Below are 18,672 nucleotides of genomic sequence, written 5' to 3' on the forward strand. Positions count from 1 at the left end.
GCAATGAAACTGACTAGTGTGTGCGTTGGTTGCCGCCTGCGGGGGCGGTCGGCAACTTCAGCCGTACTGCCGACCAAAGGGGGTCGATTGGCATGATGGCGACAATTCTGACGCTGATCATCCTGGGCATGGTGTTCCAGGGTGCGATGGTGGTCGTGGACAGCGTCCTCGACACGGTCAAGGTGAACGACACCTTGAAGTCGATTCCGATTATCGGAGGCAATCTGAACCTGATTTGGGCGTACCTGTTCGTGCTGATCTCTCAGATCAACGGTGCGAACGATGTGCTCAATCTGGGATTCGGAGCGAACATGGAACTGCTGTCGCTGAACCGCTTTGGCATGGACGTAGCGACTGCCATAGTTCTCGTTGCTTTCATCCCGGTTCGAGACGCTGCAATCAGCGCCTTGAAGAAGGGCATTGGCGGGCGCAGCGACTGATCAATCCGGCAGCACAATGACGCCCTGGTCGAGCAGCCCGTCGATCTCGCCGCCGCCGTAGCCCAGCTCGCTGAGAATCTCGAGCGCGTGCTCGCCCAGCCGCGGGGCATGGCGGCGCAGCCGAGTCGGCGTCGCTGAGTAGACCACCGGATCGGCCACATAGCGGTACGCGCCTTCGGTGGGATGTTCCGAGATGCTGACGAGGCCCACGGCGGCGAGCTGAGGATCCGCGTCAAGGTCTGCCAAGTCCATGACTCTCGCTGCCGGGATCGAGTGGGTATCGCAGTAGGCGATCCACTCGTCGGTGGTGCGACGCACCGAGAGCTCCCCGAATAGTGCGTACAGCTCGTCGATGTGAGCGATCCGCGAATTGTGGTCGGCGAAGCGCGGATCATCAGCCAGCTCAGGTTGCTCGACGAACGCGAAGAAGGCTCGGTACTGCGCGTCGTTGTAGGGCAGCAGGCACACCCAGCCGTCGGCCGTGGGATAGGGCCGCCGGTGCGGCGTGAGCAGCCGGTCATAACCGAACGGTCCCTCGGGCGGTTCGAACACGGCGCCGCGGTAGTGCTCCACCAGGTTGAAGGCCACCATCGTCTCGAACATGGGCACTTCGATGGCCTGGGCCACGCCGGTCCGTTCCCGATGGAACAGGGCCGCGAGCACGGCCTCCACCACGTGCAGCCCGGTGACCTTGTCTGCGATCACCGACGGGACGAAGCCGGGCTCGCCTGCGATGCGGCCGATCAGGTTCGACAGGCCGGACGCGGCTTGGATGGCGTCGTCGTATGCCGCTTTGTCGCTGTACGGGCCCCCGCTGCCGTAGCCGTTCGCACGGCAGCAGATGAGCTGCGGATGCTGAGTTCGCAGGGACTCGGCGTCGAGGCCGAGACGCTCGAGTGCGGCGGCCCGCATGTTGGTGATCAGCACGTCGGCGCTCGCGAGCAGCCGCTGCATGGCTGCACGACCGGCATCGGACTTGAGGTTGAGCGCCAGCGAGCGTTTGTTGCGCTGGATGTTGAGGCTGAAGCCGGACATGCCGGCAGACCGGGCAGGCAGACCGTTGCGCGTGGAGTCGCCGTCCAGCGATTCCACCCTGATCACATCGGCGCCGTGATCTCCCAGCATGCGGCACGCCATGGGCCCCATGAGCACGGTGGTGAGATCGACCACGCGTATGCCATCGAGGGCTCCGGCCGTTTCGTTGCCGGCCGCGGCGGCAGTGCCCGCAGTGTCTGACATCAAGAGCCTCTTCTACTCAGTAGATCCGGCGGCAGCCGCTTGGCGCTCCTCGCGCTCGGCGGCCTTGATGCCGTGGCTCATGATGATGGTGGGCGCGAGCAGCATCGAGCCCACCACGAGTGCCACGGCGATCAATGTGCTGAGCAGCGGCGTGTATCCCCAGCGGATGCCGATGGCGCCGCAGATGAGCGATGCGGCATAGAGGCCGTACCCGGTCCGTTGCCCCAGGCTGGTGATCCGCTTCAGCCGAGCTCGCCGAGCGAGAACCTCGTCCACCGTTCCATTATCTCGGCATGTTGTGAGATTCAGGCTCCGAAGAGCTGAGGATCGTGGCTCTCGGTGGGCTCTTCGCCCGAGGGGGGTTCGGGTTCGCCTGCCTGATAGGTGCTTGGCTCATCGGCCTGCGGCTCATGAGGCCACGGAGCGGGGGCCGGCCACGGTGCCGGTTCGACCCTCGAGGCCCAGGCCGGCTCGCTGGGTATGGGCACCGGGCTGGGCTCGGCCGGGGCAGCGACCGGTGCAGGCGCCTCGGGAGCTGCCGCTGCAGTCGAGCCGATCAGTGGGGGATGCTCCAAGGTCGTGCGCTGCCCTGCCGGCCTCAGCACTACTGAATCGTCGTCGTAGTCGTCGAAGCCGCCCTGCGACACCGCCGCCAGTCCTTGCGGAACCCGGGCCCCGGGCCACATCAGCCGGAATCCGACGTTCGCCAAGCCGGCGGCGGTCACTAGGTCGCCGAGCGTGATGACGTCTTTCAGCGGCGCGAGCGGGATCGCACTGCCCAGCCAGGCAGCGATCGTCGCGTCGTCCGACCACTGGCGTGCCGCGCCGAGCAGCACCCGGTCGATCCCGTCGAAGTCGATGATGCCCGCGGCCACGACAGCACCTTCGCTCACCGGTACGTAGCCGTTCGCCAGGAGGACGCCGAGATTCGCGGCCATGCCGATTGCGGCGATGCTCGCGCCGGCGATTTGCCGGTTGAGCAGGCATCCGGCGAGCAGCAGCGCCAGTGAGATGCCGAGGGCGAATCGGCCGGCGAGCATGTTGGTGTCCAGCCCGACGGCGAGCGACAGCACTGCTCCGAGCACCAGCACCGGCCAATGGTTGATGCGCACCACTCGCATCCTGCTGAGAATCTCGGAGGGCGTGCCACCGGTAACGAGTGCGACAGCAAAGCCGACGCCGAGTCCGATGAGGGTCAGGAGCGCGATGAAGGACACCGCGTTCCGAAGATACCGAGTAGCGCGCGAGCGTTCGGGGATGCGGGAGCAGGTGGCCGTGTAGCTTTGCGCCGGCCCTTCGCCCCGGGCCTGTGGAGGAGAGACGACGTGCTGGACGTTCGAGCTGAGTTGACTGCGACTGTGTGGAAGGTGGTCGCCGAGGTGGGCGCCGCCGTCGCTGCCGGCGACGATTTGCTCATCCTCGAGTCCATGAAGATGGAGATCCCGGTCGCGGCGCCCGAAGGCGGCACGCTCGCAGAGATGCGTGTGGCCGAAGGCGACTCCGTCGCCGAAGGCGATGTGCTTGCGGTGGTCGCCACGTCCTGAGCCCCGGTTCCCCGGTGCGGCCGTAGCCTTGGCGCTTCGTGGGCGCTGCCGTTGCCTTCGAGGGCGTCGTTGCCCTGCTGGACCGCTTTCCCGCATTGGCGGGAGTGGATCTCAGCGTGCAAGCCGGCGAGATGGTGTGCCTGAGAGGACCCAACGGAGCAGGCAAGAGCACGTTGCTGAGGGCCTGCGCGGGGCTCGTGCCCGTGCGGGGCGAGCGTGCCGAGGTGCTCGGCTTTGACCTGAGAGCGCAGCGTCGCGCCGTGCGTCCTTACGTCGGACTGCTGGGGCATCGGTCACCGCTGTACGGCGATCTGCGGGTGGACGACCAGTTGCGCCACTGCGCCGACGTTCACCGTGCTGGGCCGACCGAAGTGTCGGCCGCGATCGAGCGCTTTGCACTCGGCGGCCGTCTCGGCGAGGTTGCCATTCGACGGCTGTCGGAAGGTCAGCAACGGCGGGTGGCGCTGGCGTGCCTGACCATCGCGCGCCCGCGGCTGTGGCTGCTGGATGAGCCCCATGCCGGGCTTGACACCGTGAGCCGGGATGCGCTCGACGAGCTGCTGGCCGACGCCGTCACCGCAGGCGCCACCGTGATGTTCGCAACGCACGAGACCGGCCGTTCCCGCGTTGCGGCCGCTCGCCAAGTGATGCTGGCCGGCGGCCGCGTCGAGCCGACTGCACCCGTGTCACAGACCAATGGCCCGACCGATGTGGCGTGAGATCTGGCTTGTCTGCCGCAAGGACCTGACCATCGAGTGGCGGGCTCGCGTCACCCTCGTCCAGATCGTCCCGACCGTGCTGCTGGTGCTGGTCGTCTTCGCGTTCGCGCTCGACGCGAACCCCTCGTTGCTGGGTGCGGGGGCGGGCGGCCTGTTCTGGGTGGCTGTGCTCTTCGGGGCAGTGCTCGGGGCCAAGCGCAGCTTCGACATCGAAGCCGAAGGCGGGAACCTCGATGCTCTGCGCTTGGGAGGACTCGCGCCCGCGGCCATCCTCTGGGGCAAGGCGGCGGCCCTGGCCCTGCAACTCGTGCTTGTCGGCGTTTTCGCCGCCGCTGGCCTGCTGGTGCTCTACTCGGTGTCGGTCCAGGATTGGCTGCTGATCGTGGCTGCAGGACTGTGCGGCATGGCTGCGTTCGCCATCTGCGGGACGCTGTACGGGGCGATGACGGTAGGTCTGCGGTCGGCGGATACCCTGCTCCCGCTGTTGCTGATCCCGGTGGCGGCACCGGTGCTCTTGGCCGGAACCCGGGCGTTCGACGTGGCGCTCGGGACCAGCGCCGACCAAGGCTGGAGCTGGACAGCACTGCTCGCAGTGGTGCTCGTCACCTACATCGCAGTGGGCTGGGCCGCAGCCGGTCCGCTGCTGGAAGACGCCTGAGTCACCCGATGATCGAGACGCCTGAGCCCGACCTTCGCCAGCAGGCGCAGCGAGCCGGCTCGCTGTCGATGACCGGCAGCGTCGCAACCCGGGTGCTCGGCGTGGTCGCGATCGCCGCTGTGGGCGTAATGGCGCTGCTGGCGCTGTGGATCTCGCCCCCCGATGCGGTCCAAGGCGACTCGGTGCGGCTCATGTACGTCCACGTGCCGTCCATCTGGGTCGCCTATGGGGGCTTCGTGCTGACCGCCTTCGCCAGCGCCAGGGTGCTGTGGCGCACTCGCAGCGGCGCAGGCGGCACCCACGGCGTCATCGCCGATCGGCAGGCCCGGCGGTGGGACCGCGTGGCCGGTGCTGCTGCCGAGCTCGGTGTGCTGTTCACGGCCCTCACGCTGGTGACCGGGTCGCTCTGGGGAAAGGTGACCTGGGGCACCTACTGGCAGTGGGACGCCAGGCTCACCACGACCGTGCTGCTGTTCGTCACCTACCTGGGGTACTTGGCGCTGCGCCGGCTCCCGGCCGAATCGCGTGCCCGTGCCCGCAGGTCAGCCGTGATGGCGCTCATTGCGGTCGTCAACCTGCCGATCGTGCATTACTCGGTGGACTGGTGGCGCACTCTGCATCAAGAGGCCAGCCTGAACCTCCAGCCCGGGGGCGAACGCAACATCACCGGCGAGATGTACTGGACGCTCCTGTATTCCTGGGCCACGTTCACGGTGGTGGCGCTGTGGATCGGCATTCACCGCTACCGGGTGCTGCGCCTCGAGGAGCTTGCCGAAGAGGCATCGCTGGAAGAACTCCTCGCCCAGCGCCGTGACGAACAGGCGGCGGGCCGATGACGCACGCGGCCAACGTGTTCTCGGGCTACGTGCTGGCAGCCGCGGCAACCGTCGCCTATGTCGGCTGGGTCATTCGCCGTGGACGCACGCTCGGCCGGGACTTGGGGATCGGCGCGCGAGGCCCCGTGCCCGAGGCCGCCGACGAGTCGCGTCCCCATGACTGACCTCAGCCCCCGGCACCCGCTGGAGGCGCCCGATGAGCGCGCGGCGGTGCGCCGGCAAATGGGACGCCGGCGCAAGGCCGTGATCGGCGCCTTCGTGCTGTTGCTGCTCATCGCCGGTGGGGCGGCGACGGTTGCAGGCCTGCGCAACGCCACGCTGTTCTTCCGCAATGCCGACGAGGCGATCGCGGAGCGGGTCGAGCTGGGCGACCGCCGCTTTCGCCTGCAGGGACGGGTGGTGCCGTCGTCAGTCGCTGTCGACGGCGGCGTGACCACCTTCGAGGTGATCCACAACTGCGCATCGGTCGCGGTGCGCCACTCGGTCGATCCTCCGGATCTGTTCGAGTCGCCCTGGATACCGGTGGTGCTGGAAGGGCGCTGGGTGTCCGGCAACGTCGTGACGGTCGCCGGCCGCGATACGCACTTCTTCTCGAGCGACAACATGCTTGTCAAGCACACCAACGAGTACGCCGCGGCAAATGCGGATCGCATCGGTGATCCCGACGAGCCGCCCGAGGGCTTCCTCGACGACTGCCCATTCGAGGTGCCCCGGCTGTGATCGCCGTGCTGGGCACGCTCGGCGTGGCCGTCGGCCTCGTCAGCGCGCTCGGCGGTGCCGGGACGCTGGTTGCAGCCAGAGCGCTCTCTCAGCCCGAGCGGTGCCGCCAGGCGCTGGCATGGATCGCGGCCATGGCCGGCGGTTGCGTGCTGGCCGTGGGAGCGATGGAGTTCGCCCTGCTCAGCGACGACTTCTCGCTCGCTTACGTGGCGCGCAACTCCACTATCGCCACGCCGCTCATCTACAAGATCGCCACGCTGTGGGGAGCGCTCGAAGGATCCATCCTGCTGTGGGCGCTGGTGCTGTGCGGCTATGTGGGCGCTGCGGCATGGCGCTTCCGCGCCCGCACATCAGAACCGACGGTTGCTTGGGCGCTTGCGGTGATGCTGGGCGTGTGCATCTTCTTCTTCGCACTGCTCGCCGGTCCGGCAAACCCGTTCGGCACGCTCGCCGACCCGCCAGCGGACGGCGGCGGCCTGAATCCGCTGCTGCGTAACCACCCGCTGATGGCGATTCATCCCGTGATGCTGTACCTGGGGTACGTCGGGTTCACCGTGCCGTTCGGGTTCGCGGTGGCTGCGCTCGTCACGCGCCAGTTCGACAGCCGCTGGCTGGCTGACACCCGCCGCTGGACGCTGGTGGCATGGGGCAGCCTGGGCGCAGGCATCATGCTGGGCGCCTGGTGGTCCTATGAGGTGTTGGGCTGGGGCGGCTACTGGGCGTGGGATCCCGTCGAGAACGCCTCGCTGCTGCCGTGGCTGACCGCGACTGCATTCGTGCATTCGCTCATCACCCAGCAGCGCCGCCAGATGCTGCGCGTGTGGAACCTGTCGCTGCTCATCGTGACGTTCGCGTTGACGATCTTCGGCACGTTCCTCACGCGCTCGGGCGTGCTCGAATCGGTGCACGAGTTCAGCGAGTCATCGCTGGGGCCGATTTTGCTGGCGTTCTTTGCGGTGATCGTGGTGAGCGGGGTGGTGCTGGTGGCGTGGCGCGGCGAGGCGCTGCGAAACCCGGCCAGCCTGGGATCGATCTGGTCCCGGGAAGGGTCGTTCCTCGGCAACAACCTGCTCTTCGCCGTCGCAGCATTCGTGGTGATGCTCGGCACGGTGTTCCCGCTCCTGGCCGAGGCGGTCGCGTCCGAGCGCCTGGCGGTCGGGCGGCCGTACTTCGACCGGATGCTTGCGCCGGTCGGCATCGCGTTGCTCGGCCTCATGGCGCTGTCGCCGGCGCTGAACTGGCGCGACACCCCGGCGGAGCTTCGCTCGAAGCGGCTCGTGTGGCCTGCAGCGGCAGGGGCGCTGACCATGGTGCTGTCGGTGTGGGCCGGAGCGCACGGTCTGTGGCAAGTGTTGGCGCTGGGCATGGGCGGTTTCGTCATCGGCAGCGCTGCGCGGCTGCTGTGGCTGGGCGTGCGGCGCAATGGCTGGCGCGGACTGCTCGGACGCACCGGCGGCGGCATGATCGCCCATATCGGGGTCGCCGTGATCGCCTTCGGGTTCATCGCGTCGAGCGCGTACGGGTCTGAAGGCGAGTTCACGCTGTCGCCGGGGGAGTCCGGCGTGGTCGCGGGCCACCAGGTGACCTACTTGGGGCTCACCGATGAGATCGAGAGCGGCAACCGGGTTGTGCGCGTGCGCGTGGACGTCGAAGACCGGGGCATCTTCGAGCCGGCCGTGACGCGATTCGCCGAATTCGGCCAGCCGATCTCGACGCCGTCTGTGGCCACGAGCCTGATCGACGATGTGTACCTGTCGCTGGCCACCATCCCCGAAGAGGGAGACAGCGACGTAGCGCTTCGCGTGCTCATCAAGCCACTTGTGGCATGGATGTGGCTGGGCGGCGCCGTTCTCGTGCTTGGCATTGCCGCTGCCCTGGTGCCGACCCGCATCGGCGCACGCGACCGCGTCCCGCGCCGCGGCACTCCCGCAACCGCGGGTTCCGTCGGGGTGCGCGAGTCGTGACGCCGCCATCCAACGATGCGTCGAGCGTTGAGCCGCAGGCTCCATCCGGCAACAGCAGCGACTCGGGAAGGCGACGTAGCCGCTCGTGGGTGCGGGTTGCTGCAGTGCTCGTGGGTCTGGTGGCCGCCGGCCTGATCGCTCTGCTGGCGACACGTGATTCTGATGGCGGCAGTATCCGTGCCGCGAGCCCGCTCATCGGCGAGTTGGTGCCGCCCTTGCGAGGTGAGCTCATCTGGCCGCCCGAATCGTTCCTCGACGCCGGCGGCGCGCAGGCCTTGCCGGGAGTGCGGATCGGTCCCGATGACGTGGCGCGTTTCGACATCGATGCCGTGGGCCCGCTGTCGTCGAATCCGCGGTGGGTGCTGGTCAACTTCTTTGCGTCGTGGTGCGTGCCGTGCGACCGCGAACACCCTGCGCTCGCGACGTGGGCAGCTCGCCATTCCCAAGATGGCGCCCTGGTTTCGGTGCCGTTCGGCGACCGGACATCCGACGCGATTGCGTTCTACGAGCGCCTCGGCGGCGACTGGTCGGTCGTCGACGACCCCGATTCCCGCTGGGCAGTCGAGTTCGGCGTGCTGCGGCCACCCGAGTCGTTCCTGATCACACCCGACGGCATCGTGGCGGCTCGCTGGCAGGGGCAGATCAGCGCTGACGATCCCGATGCGGTCATCGCACTGTTGCTGGGTGTTGCGAGCGCGGATGCCGCGCCGCAGCCGGGTTCGTGAACCAGCCATGAGCGACTCGGGCACGACTTCGCCAGCTCAGCCGACTGCGGCGCCCCGGAGCGGTTCAGGACTGCGCCGCATCGGCTGGCTGGCCGTCGCCGCTGTGGCGCTCATCGCCGCTGTTCTCGCAGCGACGGCGTCGCGGCCGCCAGCGACAGAGGCCGAGCGTGCGTACGAGCTCAAGCAGGCGACGCTCTGCCCGGTCTGCGACGGCCAGAGCGTCCTCGAGTCGAACGCACCCGCTGCGGCGGCCATGCGCCGCCAGATCGATATGTGGGTGGATGCCGGCCGCAGCGACACCGAGATCCGGGCCGATCTTGCCGCCGCCTACGGCGACGACGTGAACGCGCTGCCGCCGGGGGAGGGGGTGGGCACGCTGGTGTGGGCGCTGCCGGTGGCTGCGTTCGCCGCGGCTGCGGCAGGGCTGTGGGCCGCGACCCGCCGCTGGAAGGCTCGGGCCGGCGCAGCCGAAGTTGACGGGGATCGGTCTGATGGCGACGGCGCCGGCGGCAACGGGGCTAGCGGCGACGGATCCACAGCAGCAGGCGACCTTGAACCGCCGGGCGACCGTGGTCGCAGAACCGGTTGGCGCAGCGCGACGGTGATCACGGTCAGCGCTCTGGTGCTCGTCGGCGCGGTGGCTGGGGTACTGGTGGCGCGCTCGGCAGGGCTGCGCCTCTCGGGCGAGACCCTGACGGGCGACATCGACCGCTCGGCCCGTTCATTGCTTCTTGATGCGCAGCGTCAGTTCGCCGCAAACCAGCTTGATGAGTCCCGCGCCACGCTGGAGGAGATCTTCCGGCTCGATCCCGACCTGCGCGGCGCGCTCGTACTGTCGGCCCGCCTGCACCTGCGTCACTGCGAATCGGCGTCATCGCAGGACCCGTCCGGCGCAGGCGAGGCAACCGATGCTCCCGCAGCCGACTGCGATCTGCAGTCGGCGCTCGTGGATCTGGACCGCGTCCTAGCTGACGACCCCAGCGACACTGAGGCACTGGCGTTGCGCGGCTGGCTGCTGGTTCGCATCCCCGACCGCGAGCTCATCGTCGCCGGCATCGCGTCGCTGGACGCTGCCGTAGCGCTCGACCCCAGCGAATTCGATCCGTGGGTCTTCCGCGGCTACACCGCCCGCTTCATCGAGCGCGACCTCGAAGCTGCCATCGGCTACTACGGCGCAGCGCTGCAACGCAACCCGCCCCCCGCAATGGCCGCCGCCCTCGAAAACGCAATCACCGAAATGCAAGCCGAACTCGAATAGCCGACCACAGCACTTCCTCTAGAGGGCTCAGCCAGCTGCTTGGACTACTTCAGAATGGATGAGGATGGCGCTCGGCGAAGTGCCTAGCCCACTTGCTGTACTTGCGCTCGCGCTCCGCACGTCGTAGGTACTTCGCAGCAGACTTCTGCTTCCCGCTGGCCAGCGCCATCTCGGCTCGAGCCTGGAACTCCTCCGCCTTCCGGTCGCAGAGCCGAATCCCATAGTCGTCGAAGCGATTGATCTGCTGATTGATCCAGTGCCCGGGACCCATCTTGACCAGTGCTCGCCCTGCGCTGCCGAGGGCTTCGACCCGCAGCACGGCGCGACGCAAGCGGATCCTTGCGACGAATTCGAACCCGACGCCGTTCGCAATGCTCAGCGGTATCAACACCCACCACGCCGCCCAACTCGAAGAGCTAATCCACAGGATGGTCACCGTGATCCCCGATATCAACGACCACAGGTGGAGGCCAAGCGCGACGCGGTCCTGCGAATAACTGACAGGACGTCCGTCAGACCAGCGGACCCTGCGGCACGCTTCTATTGCCCGTGCCATCGACTCAACCACCTCCCGCATTCCAAGTGCTACAACAGGCGACCCTGCATCAAAGAGATGCTTCGTCGCCCATTCAACACCCACTCGGATTTCTTGCATTGCACGTCGGGGTATTGGTTGGACGGCCTCCGCTGGATGATCCGCCACGGGGCCTGACGTGGTTGTAGACAGCTCCGCCGGCGGTCCTGCCCGCCGCCACGCACTGCGCTGGGCCGCAAGCCGTCAGTACCGCCGCAGCCGTGGGAGCCGCGAGCCGTGCCAGCACGACGACGGCTAGAAACCACGCCGGGTCAGCAACCACGGGGTAAGCAGCGTCTTCGTGATCAATGGCTTGAACGAGGGTTGCGCCGTCGAGGGTGTAGCGGGTGGGCACTTCCTCGCCGTTGGCGTCGAGGGCCCACGGCGAAGCGATACCGCCCGATTCGTTGCCGTCGGCGTCGAAGAACCTCACCGAACCATCCGGCTGCAATTCAGCGGTATGGCCATCAGGCACCGCATTCTCGAATCGATACTCGGTGGGTGCCTCGTGGCTGTGGATCAAGAGCAGGGCAGCGAACAAAGATCGATCTTCGGGCTCGTGCGTGAACAATTCGACGTTGGCATTGTCGAAGAGAATCTCGACGGCTGTGGGGACCAATTCACCGGGTGCCCAGACAGCCCCATATGTGGGCACGCCGGTGGAGCCAACTGGCCCGATCGGCCCCCCTGGTCGCAACCCCTCGATCCCATCGTCGTCGCCGGCGCCGTCACCTTCGCCGGTTGAGGGCTGCTTGTCCCAGGTGTCGCTCAGCAGATCGTTACCGGGGTCCATGCTCCCGGAGTCATCGGCTGCGGCAGGCACCGCCACCAGGAAGCTGCCTGCCAGAAGCAGGGCGGCTACCACCGCGCGATAGCGCACTTGTCGTTATCACATCGACTCCATCTGTTATGTGCATATGCACACGTTTGGCTGAGGCATCGACATTAATTCATGTTGGGATTCGATGACATCCGGCTGGCCGACTCGTCATGAGTCGCCTCGGTATGCACGCAGTCGACGGCCGCGCCGCTGCAACTGCGACGCAACCCGCCCCCTGCTATGGCCGTCGCCCTCAACGACGCGATCGCCGAGACGCAAACCGAACTCGACTAACCCACCGCGAAGCGTCCGCGAGAGTGTTCAGCCGCCGAGAGCAGCGAGGAACTCCCGCACGACGAGAACTGCTTCGTTTTGGCGACGGGCATGTGCAGCAGCGTCATCAGAAGCAGCGAGGAAGTTGGCATACGCCGACGGTCCATCGTGTTCGGGAGTCTCAAATCGTGCCCGCATCGAGTCAAGGGTCTCTTGGATCCTCGGGGCGCGACGAATGGGGCTGCCGGCGGCAGCCAATCCCGCCGCCCTGGGCCCGCCGTGGTAGTTCCTCAGCGTGTAAATCAGGTCGTAGGCGTCCTTGTTGTGATGGCGCTGTTGGAAGGCGAGCGTCTTGAGCGCCACGAAGCTCCATAGACCCGCAACTCGCAAGGTCACCGTTGAGGTCCCCCCATCGTCGAGGCGCTCCGCAGTCACACTCACTTCAAAGAAATCCTGTGCGACGAGGCTGGCGCCGGGGGCATTGAAGGCAGCGAACTTGGAACCCGTGCCGTCGCTGGGTTTGTGGATCCGGCCTGGCTCTACGGCATCGGTTTCGCAGAGGAAATCCACTTCGATCACGGCCTCCTCTATGCGGCGGTGCCACTTGTAGTCCGGTTGACCCCGAACGAATCCCGAGCGCTCGACGTTGCGGTAAAGGGTGTCGTAGCTCTCAGTGGATTCGCCCACGGCGAGTTCGATGACGAGGTCAACGTCCGTCGTGCCTGCGTGGGGGCTGGTAGGGGATGGTGATGTTCCGACGATGTAGCGCGGGGCAAGACCTCCGACGAGCACCACCCGTTCACCCCATGGGCCGATGTCGCCGAGCAAGGTGACGAGGACGCGCTCACAGAGGTCCGTCGTCGCGGCGTCGTACTCGCTCTGGTGACTTGGGGTCATCAGAAGCCAATGAGCTCGCGGCGCAGGTGGTCTGCCTGCTCGCGCCCTCGCCTCGGGTCACGTCTGAGATCGAGAAAGAGCCGGACGCGATTGGTGATCCACGCATCGCTTTCGCGTGCGCGAAAGGCAAGCGGTGTGTCGTCGCGTACTTGGAGGAACACGACATTCGGCCCAGACTCGACCTCGAGTGCGCCGATCTGCTCGCAAATGGCGCTGGGGTCCGTCAGAGCCCCGAGCCATACTTCGCTGACGAGGACATTTGTCACGAACGGTGCGACACGCGCAGCTGCGGCTGCTCCCGTGAGCGCATATTCGACCTCGGCTGCATCGAGTCCGGAACAGAGTGCTTCTGCCGGCCGCCCATCACCGGCTTCAAGCATGTACGTGAGCGTTCGCAGCGGACGATCTCGGTGTTCTTCGATCAATAGGTCAAGCAACGCAGTGGGGTTGACCAAGCGTCGTGACTTGGCTGGTCCGGCTCCTTGAGACTCCAAGACGCCTTCGCCGTCAAGGCGCCGCACAACTCGGTGCGCGAGCCCGACTGCCACTCCTGCCTGCCTCGCCAGTTCTGTGACCTGCCAGGAGCGCTTCGTATCCAAGAGCATCGCTTGAACCACCAGACTGGACTTGCCCGACAGGCGTGTCGGAGGAGGGGCGCGCTTGGGGCGTCGCTCACCTGTGATCCTCATGATGAGTCCCGGCAGCGTCAAGCGAATATTGCCGAGGCCGTCGATCGAACCGATGCCTTCGGCCGCGAGGATCTCGCTCGCGCGTGTTGTCATCTCGCGTGCTATCACCACCATCGGCATCGAGAGCTGGCGTGCATGGTGGGTGATTTGGTGAGCCGTGGCGCTATTGACCCGAGTCTTGGCTTCTATCGCTACCGGCGTTGTCGATCCGCCGTGTCGGACGATTGCGTCGGCGCGCTGGGCGCGGCCGTGCTCGACGGTGACGGTGAATTCTGGGATCGCTCGCAGAATGCGGACTGCTTCAGCTTCAAGCTCTCTTTCTAGTTGCCACCTGATTTCATTATTCACATTCATTATGAACAATGTATCAAGTGTGAATTTGCATTGACCTCCAGCGAGCGCATCCATTCGCATCCATGGCGCATATGGAAACACTGCGTACTAGTCGACAGAACCGATTATCGGGTTGCGGCAGTAGCGTGCTTGGCGAGCGGCAGGTGCGGCTGCAACGCCGGTGCAGTCACCACGCGGCAAGCGATCGCAACCGGTCAGGGGCACCCAGTGAAGGGCAAGCGTCGAGGGTCAGCCGCCAACGGCGGACCAGCCAGCGTCACCGACCAGCAGCTGGCCGCTGCGGTGGCTGACGTGATCGACCCTGAGCTGCGCCGGCCCATCGGCCAGATGGGCATGCTGCGGGCCGCCGCAGTCGCCGGGCGTGCGGCACAGGTGCTCGTGGCCTTGCCGTCGAACGACTGGCCGGCCGCCGGCCACGTTTCGCACGCCGTGACCGAGGCGGGATGCGCCCTCGACGGCATCGACGACGTGGTCGTGGAATTCACCGTCATGGACGAAGCCGAGCAGTCGACGCTGCGGGCTCAGCTCATCGGCGACCCCGCGGCGTCAGCCGGCACTCATGCCGGCCACGGGCACGCCGAAGGCCGTGAGGTGCCGTTCGCCCAGGCCGGCAACAAGACCCGCGTGCTGCTGGTGGCCAGCGGCAAGGGCGGCGTCGGCAAGTCGAGCGTGACGGTCAACCTCGCGATAGCGCTGGCCCAGCGCGGCACCCGCACCGCGGTTATCGACGCCGACGTGTGGGGCTTCTCCATTCCCCGGATGCTCGGCGTGCAGCGCCCGCCCACCGTGATCGACCAGATGGTGGTGCCCACCGAAGCACACGGCGTGCGATGCATGTCGATGGGCTTCTTCGCACGAGAGGACCAGCCGGTGATCTGGCGCGGCCCGATGCTGCACAAGGCGCTCGAGCAATTCCTCACCGATGTCTTCTGGGACGAGCCCGACCATCTTCTGATCGACCTGCCGCCCGGCACGGGCGACATCTCGCTCTCGCTGGCACAGTTCCTGCCCCGCTCGGAGATGCTGGTGGTGACCACGCCGCAGCCAGCAGCGCAGAAGGTGGCCCAGCGCGCCGCCCAGATGGCGGGGCGCGTCAACCTGCAGGTGCGGGCGGTGATCGAGAACATGAGCTGGTTCACGGGCGACGACGGCAAGCGTTACGAGCTCTTCGGCTCCGGCGGCGGCCAAGCGCTGGCCGACGAGCTGGAGGTGCCGCTGCTCGGCCAGGTGCCGCTGGTGCCGCAGTTGCGAGCGGGCGGCGACGAGGGCATGCCGATCGCCGCGGCAGACCCTGACAGCGAGACGGCCGGTGTGTTTCAAGACATGGCGCGCCTGCTCTGCGAGGAGCATCTGCCGACCCGTCGCTACAACGAGGGGCTGAAGCTGCTGTGAGCGTCACGGCGGCGATGCCGATCGGCTCGCTCGACGAGCTCAGTTTCGACAACCGCTTCACCGCCGCGCTTCCCGCCGACCCCGACGCCGGCAACTCCCGCAGGCAGGTGATGGGAGCGTGCTACTCGAGGGTCGAGCCGACACCGGTGCCTGCACCGCACCTGCTGGCGCACAGTGCGGAGATGTTCGACCTGCTGGGCTTCGACGCCGAACTGGCGAGCGACCCGGAGTTCGCCGCGGTGTTCGGCGGCAGCACGCTGCTCGACGGCATGGATCCGCATGCCCACTGCTACGGCGGCCACCAGTTCGGCAACTGGGCCGGTCAGCTCGGCGACGGCCGGGCGATCGCGCTCGGCGAAGTGGTGGACCGCGACGGCCAGCACCAGACCCTGCAGCTCAAAGGCGCCGGCCCCACGCCGTATTCCCGCACGGCCGACGGCCTGGCCGTGCTGCGCAGCTCGGTGCGCGAGTTCCTGTGCAGCGAGGCCATGGCGCATCTCGGCGTGCCGACCACCCGGGCGCTCAGCCTGGTGGCGACGGGCGGCATGGTGATGCGCGACATGCTCTACGACGGCAACGCCGAGCTCGAGCCCGGGGCTGTGGTCTGCCGGGTGGCGCCCTCGTTCGTGCGGTTCGGGAACTTCGAGATCTTCGCTTCCCGCGGCGATATCGACACGTTGCGCACGCTGACCGATTTTGTCATCGGCACCGACTTTCCTGACCTGGCCGCCGACACCGAGTCCGGCAGCTCGTCGCCGGAGCGGTATGCGCGCTTCTTCGACGAAGTGGTGCGGCGCACGGCGGACATGGTGTGCGAATGGCTGCGGGTGGGCTTCGTGCATGGGGTGATGAACACCGACAACATGTCGATCCTGGGCCTCACGATCGATTACGGCCCTTACGGCTGGCTCGACAACTACGACCCCGACTGGACTCCGAACACCACCGACGCAGCCCACCGCCGCTACCGCTTCGGCACGCAGCCGGCCGTCGCGCAGTGGAATCTCATGCAGCTCGCCAATGCGCTGTACCCGCTGGTGGGCGAGGCCGAGCCGCTGCAGGCAGCCCTCGACGGCTACGTGCCCTACTTCGAGGAGCAATGGTCGGTGATGATGGCCGCCAAGCTGGGATTGCCAGAGCTGGCGACCGAGGCCGACCGTGAGCTGGCGACCGGGGTGCTCGAGGTGCTGCGGCTGGTCGAGACCGACATGACGATTTTCTGGCGACGGCTCGCCACCGTCGACACCGTCGAGGGCGTCGACCCGGCCAAGCGCATCGCCCCGCTCGCCGACGCGTACTACCAGCCTTCCGAGGTCACCGACGAGCACCGCTCAGCCACGAGTGAGTTCGTCGAGCGCTACGCGGCACGGCTGCGAGCGCTCGGCATCGCGGACGCCGCACGGACCGAGACGATGAACCGGGTCAATCCCAAGTACGTCCTCCGCAACTACCTGGCCCAGCTCGCCATCGACGCCGCCACCGGCGGCCGCCCCGAGGCCATCGGGGAGCTGCTCGACGTCATGCGCCACCCTTACGACGAACAGCCCGACCGGGAGTCCTACGCGGCACTGCGCCCCGACTGGGCCCGCACCCGAGTCGGCTGCAGCCAGCTCTCCTGCAGCTCCTGACCCTCGCCGGAAGACTCGAACTGCGCTGCGTTGTCGCCCTCAGCAGCCGGTTGCCGCAGACCCCACCGATAGCCTGCGGGTATGGACATCCGGATCGGCATCACGCACGGCGGTCGGGAGCTCAGCGTCGAAATCGACGACGAGGCTGCTGAAGACGCGGCGGCGTCGCTCGAAGGTGCGCTGAGCGGCGACGACACAGTGCTCTGGCTGAATGATCGCAGCGGGCGCCGCGTCGGGGTGCCCATCGACAAGCTCGCCTACCTGGAGCTGGGTCCGGCCGGCGATCGGCGCATCGGCTTCGCAGCCGACTGAGATTCGAATGCGGGCGCCCGCCGATCGGCCGCTGCCCGCAGACAACGTGCGCGACAACACCCGCGATGGCCCGCGCGAGCACCTGCGCCGCTTGCTCGCATGGTGGTCGCTGCTGGCCGACCTGTCGTTTTCGGACCTGCTGCTGTTCGTGCCCGGACAGGTGACTGCACTCGACGAACTTCCCGACGAAATCGCCGACGCCGACACCAACCACCCCGACGGACCGCCCCGTCCGTGGCGCCGGCTCGGCCCCGAGACACCGCTGACCGTGATCGGCCAAGTCCGGCCCACGACCGGCCGCACGCTGTACCGCGACGACCACATCGGGCTCTGCGTCGCCGCCGGCGAGCGGCCATTGGTGTCAGAGGCATTCGCCCGCGGCGTCATCGTCACCGGCGAGGGCCTGCGCGTGCCAGGCGACCGGCGGGCACGCATCACTGCGGTGCCGGTGACGTTCGACGGCGTGACGATTGCCGTGATGAGCAGCGAGGTGACGCCGCGCTTCACCGACATCCGCGATCCCGGCGAGCTCGAGCGCACCTACATCGCGACGTTCGGACGCCTCGCACGCATGGTCGCAGCCGGCTCATTTCCGTATCGGGGGGCCGATGTCACCCACGAAGAAGCCCCGCGGGTAGGCGATGGGCTGTTCCTGACCGACGAGACGACACGCATCGGATTCGCCACGCCCAATGCGGTCAGCGCCCTGCACCGCATCGGGGTTGGCGGCAATGTGCAGGGGCGCCGCGTGCGAGACCTTGATCTCGGACCGGACGTCGTGGGGCGGGCCATGAGCGGCGGGATCCCGGTGGTGGACGAGGTGGAGCACCAGTCGGTGACGGTGCAACTGCAGGCGCTGCCGCTCACCGACACGCCCGTGCGCAACGCCCTGGTGCTGCTGCGTGACGTGACGGAGCTGCGCCGCCGTGACCGGCTGCTCATCTCGAAGGACGCCACGATCCGAGAGATTCACCATCGGGTCACCAACAACCTGCAGACGGTCTCGTCGCTGCTGCGCATCCAGGCCCGTCGCTTGGAATCGCGCGAGGCGAACCGGGCGCTCGACGAGGCGGTGCGCCGCATCCGCGCCATCGCTCTCGTGCACCAGACTCTGTCGACCGAGACCACCGATGATGTCGACTTCTGCGATGTCGCCGAGACGCTGACCGAGACGATGCGCCAGAGCATCACGTTCCCGGAGCGGCCCATCGATTTCACCGTCTCCTGCGAAGCGGGGATGCTGCGATCGCAGACAGCGACTTCGCTGGCCGTGGTGCTAAACGAGCTGCTCCAGAATGCCGTGGACCACGCCTTCCCTCAGTTGTGGGAGATCGAGGACCAGGCGCTGGAGGCGGCGCCGGCGCTCGACGAGAGCCCCATCGGCCACGTCGAGGTGGAGATCTCGCGGCCGTCGGCAGATCTGCTGTCGATGGTTGTGCGTGATGACGGTGTCGGCATCCCGGCCGACTACGACTCGCAGCGCCCAGGCGGGCTCGGCACCTCAATCGTCCGGGCGCTGTGCGGGTCAGATCTCGGCGGCACCTTCGAGGTTCGGCGCCGGACGCCCCCGCCGGGCTCCGAAGCCGTGGTGCAGATCCCCCTGCGCACCATCGCCTGACGGCTGCTCAGC

At 67.4% G+C, this 18,672-nt stretch carries 21 protein-coding genes; 14 read left to right on the top strand and 7 right to left on the bottom strand.

Annotated elements, in window-relative coordinates:
- Window positions 1-20 precede the first annotated feature (20 nt).
- Window positions 21-440 carry a hypothetical protein gene (locus tag ACOGXD_RS09410; RefSeq protein ID WP_419914484.1) on the top strand — a complete coding sequence of 140 codons (420 nt, stop codon included), beginning with the start codon at window positions 21-23 and terminating at the stop codon, window positions 438-440.
- Here the strand turns inward: ACOGXD_RS09410 and ACOGXD_RS09415 are convergent, their stop codons facing one another.
- From ACOGXD_RS09415 to ACOGXD_RS09425, 3 genes are read right to left on the bottom strand one after another with little or no spacing between them, the layout of a single operon-like run.
- Complete coding sequence (locus ACOGXD_RS09415; protein ID WP_419914486.1) at window positions 441-1,679, bottom strand: CaiB/BaiF CoA transferase family protein; 1,239 nt, start codon at window positions 1,677-1,679, stop codon at window positions 441-443.
- Window positions 1,680-1,691: 12 nt separating this feature from the next.
- Window positions 1,692-1,955, bottom strand: a complete 264-nt coding sequence (locus ACOGXD_RS09420; protein ID WP_419914488.1) for a hypothetical protein — start codon at window positions 1,953-1,955, stop codon at window positions 1,692-1,694.
- A gap of 29 nt (window positions 1,956-1,984) precedes the next feature.
- Entirely contained in the window at window positions 1,985-2,896 is a 912-nt protein-coding gene (locus ACOGXD_RS09425) for a DUF5317 family protein (RefSeq protein ID WP_419914490.1), read from the bottom strand.
- A gap of 108 nt (window positions 2,897-3,004) precedes the next feature.
- On the opposite strand from ACOGXD_RS09425, the gene ACOGXD_RS09430 reads away from it, so the two are divergent.
- The 9 genes from ACOGXD_RS09430 (at window position 3,005) to ACOGXD_RS09470 (ending at window position 10,103) form a co-directional block, all read left to right on the top strand.
- Entirely contained in the window at window positions 3,005-3,223 is a 219-nt protein-coding gene (locus ACOGXD_RS09430) for a biotin/lipoyl-binding carrier protein (protein WP_419914492.1), read from the top strand.
- A gap of 38 nt (window positions 3,224-3,261) precedes the next feature.
- Window positions 3,262-3,942 (top strand): ABC transporter ATP-binding protein, encoded by a 681-nt coding sequence (locus tag ACOGXD_RS09435; RefSeq protein WP_419914494.1) that lies wholly within the window; start codon window positions 3,262-3,264, stop codon window positions 3,940-3,942.
- Window positions 3,932-4,600, top strand: a complete 669-nt coding sequence (locus tag ACOGXD_RS09440) for a heme exporter protein CcmB (protein ID WP_419914496.1) — start codon at window positions 3,932-3,934, stop codon at window positions 4,598-4,600. Before ACOGXD_RS09435 ends, ACOGXD_RS09440 begins: the two co-directional genes overlap by 11 nt.
- Before the next feature lie 8 nt (window positions 4,601-4,608).
- Complete coding sequence (ccsA, locus tag ACOGXD_RS09445) at window positions 4,609-5,436, top strand: cytochrome c biogenesis protein CcsA (protein WP_419914498.1); 828 nt, start codon at window positions 4,609-4,611, stop codon at window positions 5,434-5,436.
- Window positions 5,433-5,600: a hypothetical protein gene (locus tag ACOGXD_RS09450; RefSeq protein WP_419914500.1), complete on the top strand. Its 168-nt coding sequence runs from the start codon at window positions 5,433-5,435 to the stop codon at window positions 5,598-5,600. The genes ccsA and ACOGXD_RS09450 overlap by 4 nt, the downstream gene beginning before the upstream one ends.
- On the top strand, window positions 5,593-6,156 hold the full coding sequence (locus ACOGXD_RS09455; RefSeq protein WP_419914502.1) for a cytochrome c maturation protein CcmE: 564 nt from the start codon (window positions 5,593-5,595) through the stop codon (window positions 6,154-6,156). Before ACOGXD_RS09450 ends, ACOGXD_RS09455 begins: the two co-directional genes overlap by 8 nt.
- Entirely contained in the window at window positions 6,153-8,120 is a 1,968-nt protein-coding gene (locus tag ACOGXD_RS09460) for a heme lyase CcmF/NrfE family subunit (protein ID WP_419914504.1), read from the top strand. Before ACOGXD_RS09455 ends, ACOGXD_RS09460 begins: the two co-directional genes overlap by 4 nt.
- Window positions 8,121-8,209: 89 nt before the next feature.
- Window positions 8,210-8,845 carry a TlpA family protein disulfide reductase gene (locus ACOGXD_RS09465; protein WP_419914506.1) on the top strand — a complete coding sequence of 212 codons (636 nt, stop codon included), beginning with the start codon at window positions 8,210-8,212 and terminating at the stop codon, window positions 8,843-8,845.
- Between the two features lie 7 nt (window positions 8,846-8,852).
- Window positions 8,853-10,103, top strand: coding sequence for a cytochrome c-type biogenesis protein CcmH (locus ACOGXD_RS09470; RefSeq protein WP_419914508.1), 1,251 nt, complete (start codon window positions 8,853-8,855; stop codon window positions 10,101-10,103).
- 49 nt (window positions 10,104-10,152) lie between these two features.
- Here the strand turns inward: ACOGXD_RS09470 and ACOGXD_RS09475 are convergent, their stop codons facing one another.
- The 4 genes from ACOGXD_RS09475 to ACOGXD_RS09490 all read right to left on the bottom strand — a co-directional run bounded on the left by ACOGXD_RS09475 (window position 10,153) and on the right by ACOGXD_RS09490 (window position 13,764).
- Window positions 10,153-10,671, bottom strand: coding sequence for a hypothetical protein (locus tag ACOGXD_RS09475; protein WP_419914510.1), 519 nt, complete (start codon window positions 10,669-10,671; stop codon window positions 10,153-10,155).
- A gap of 61 nt (window positions 10,672-10,732) precedes the next feature.
- On the bottom strand, window positions 10,733-11,542 hold the full coding sequence (locus tag ACOGXD_RS09480; protein WP_419914512.1) for a hypothetical protein: 810 nt from the start codon (window positions 11,540-11,542) through the stop codon (window positions 10,733-10,735).
- A 276-nt stretch (window positions 11,543-11,818) separates the two neighbouring features.
- A complete protein-coding gene (locus ACOGXD_RS09485) occupies window positions 11,819-12,667 on the bottom strand; it encodes a hypothetical protein (protein ID WP_419914514.1) in 849 nt (282 codons plus the stop codon).
- Window positions 12,667-13,764 (bottom strand): hypothetical protein, encoded by a 1,098-nt coding sequence (locus ACOGXD_RS09490; RefSeq protein WP_419914516.1) that lies wholly within the window; start codon window positions 13,762-13,764, stop codon window positions 12,667-12,669. The genes ACOGXD_RS09485 and ACOGXD_RS09490 overlap by 1 nt, the downstream gene beginning before the upstream one ends.
- Window positions 13,765-13,917: 153 nt before the next feature.
- On the opposite strand from ACOGXD_RS09490, the gene ACOGXD_RS09495 reads away from it, so the two are divergent.
- The 4 genes from ACOGXD_RS09495 to ACOGXD_RS09510 all read left to right on the top strand — a co-directional run bounded on the left by ACOGXD_RS09495 (window position 13,918) and on the right by ACOGXD_RS09510 (window position 18,660).
- Window positions 13,918-15,102 carry an Mrp/NBP35 family ATP-binding protein gene (locus ACOGXD_RS09495; RefSeq protein ID WP_419914517.1) on the top strand — a complete coding sequence of 395 codons (1,185 nt, stop codon included), beginning with the start codon at window positions 13,918-13,920 and terminating at the stop codon, window positions 15,100-15,102.
- Between the two features lie 14 nt (window positions 15,103-15,116).
- Window positions 15,117-16,730 carry a protein adenylyltransferase SelO gene (locus tag ACOGXD_RS09500; protein ID WP_419917385.1) on the top strand — a complete coding sequence of 538 codons (1,614 nt, stop codon included), beginning with the start codon at window positions 15,117-15,119 and terminating at the stop codon, window positions 16,728-16,730.
- An 81-nt stretch (window positions 16,731-16,811) separates the two neighbouring features.
- Complete coding sequence (locus tag ACOGXD_RS09505) at window positions 16,812-17,042, top strand: DUF3107 domain-containing protein (RefSeq protein ID WP_419914519.1); 231 nt, start codon at window positions 16,812-16,814, stop codon at window positions 17,040-17,042.
- Between the two features lie 7 nt (window positions 17,043-17,049).
- Window positions 17,050-18,660, top strand: a complete 1,611-nt coding sequence (locus ACOGXD_RS09510) for a sensor histidine kinase (RefSeq protein ID WP_419914522.1) — start codon at window positions 17,050-17,052, stop codon at window positions 18,658-18,660.
- Window positions 18,661-18,672: the final 12 nt, after the last annotated feature.

It is taken from the genome of Candidatus Poriferisodalis sp. (genome assembly GCF_965204125.1).
Taxonomy (GTDB): Bacteria; Actinomycetota; Acidimicrobiia; order Acidimicrobiales; family Poriferisodalaceae; genus Poriferisodalis.

Bases quoted from the DNA above. Each gene is read 5' to 3' on its own strand.
- ACOGXD_RS09415 (WP_419914486.1), bottom strand. From the start codon at position 1,679: ATGTCAGACACTGCGGGCACTGCCGCCGCGGCCGGCAACGAAACGGCC.
- ACOGXD_RS09440 (WP_419914496.1), top strand. From the start codon at position 3,932: ATGTGGCGTGAGATCTGGCTTGTCTGCCGCAAGGACCTGACCATCGAG.
- ccsA (WP_419914498.1), top strand. From the start codon at position 4,609: ATGATCGAGACGCCTGAGCCCGACCTTCGCCAGCAGGCGCAGCGAGCC.
- ACOGXD_RS09450 (WP_419914500.1), top strand. From the start codon at position 5,433: ATGACGCACGCGGCCAACGTGTTCTCGGGCTACGTGCTGGCAGCCGCG.
- ACOGXD_RS09455 (WP_419914502.1), top strand. From the start codon at position 5,593: ATGACTGACCTCAGCCCCCGGCACCCGCTGGAGGCGCCCGATGAGCGC.
- ACOGXD_RS09470 (WP_419914508.1), top strand. From the start codon at position 8,853: ATGAGCGACTCGGGCACGACTTCGCCAGCTCAGCCGACTGCGGCGCCC.
- ACOGXD_RS09485 (WP_419914514.1), bottom strand. From the start codon at position 12,667: ATGACCCCAAGTCACCAGAGCGAGTACGACGCCGCGACGACGGACCTC.
- ACOGXD_RS09490 (WP_419914516.1), bottom strand. From the start codon at position 13,764: ATGGATGCGCTCGCTGGAGGTCAATGCAAATTCACACTTGATACATTG.
- ACOGXD_RS09500 (WP_419917385.1), top strand. From the start codon at position 15,117: ATGCCGATCGGCTCGCTCGACGAGCTCAGTTTCGACAACCGCTTCACC.
- ACOGXD_RS09505 (WP_419914519.1), top strand. From the start codon at position 16,812: ATGGACATCCGGATCGGCATCACGCACGGCGGTCGGGAGCTCAGCGTC.
- ACOGXD_RS09510 (WP_419914522.1), top strand. From the start codon at position 17,050: ATGCGGGCGCCCGCCGATCGGCCGCTGCCCGCAGACAACGTGCGCGAC.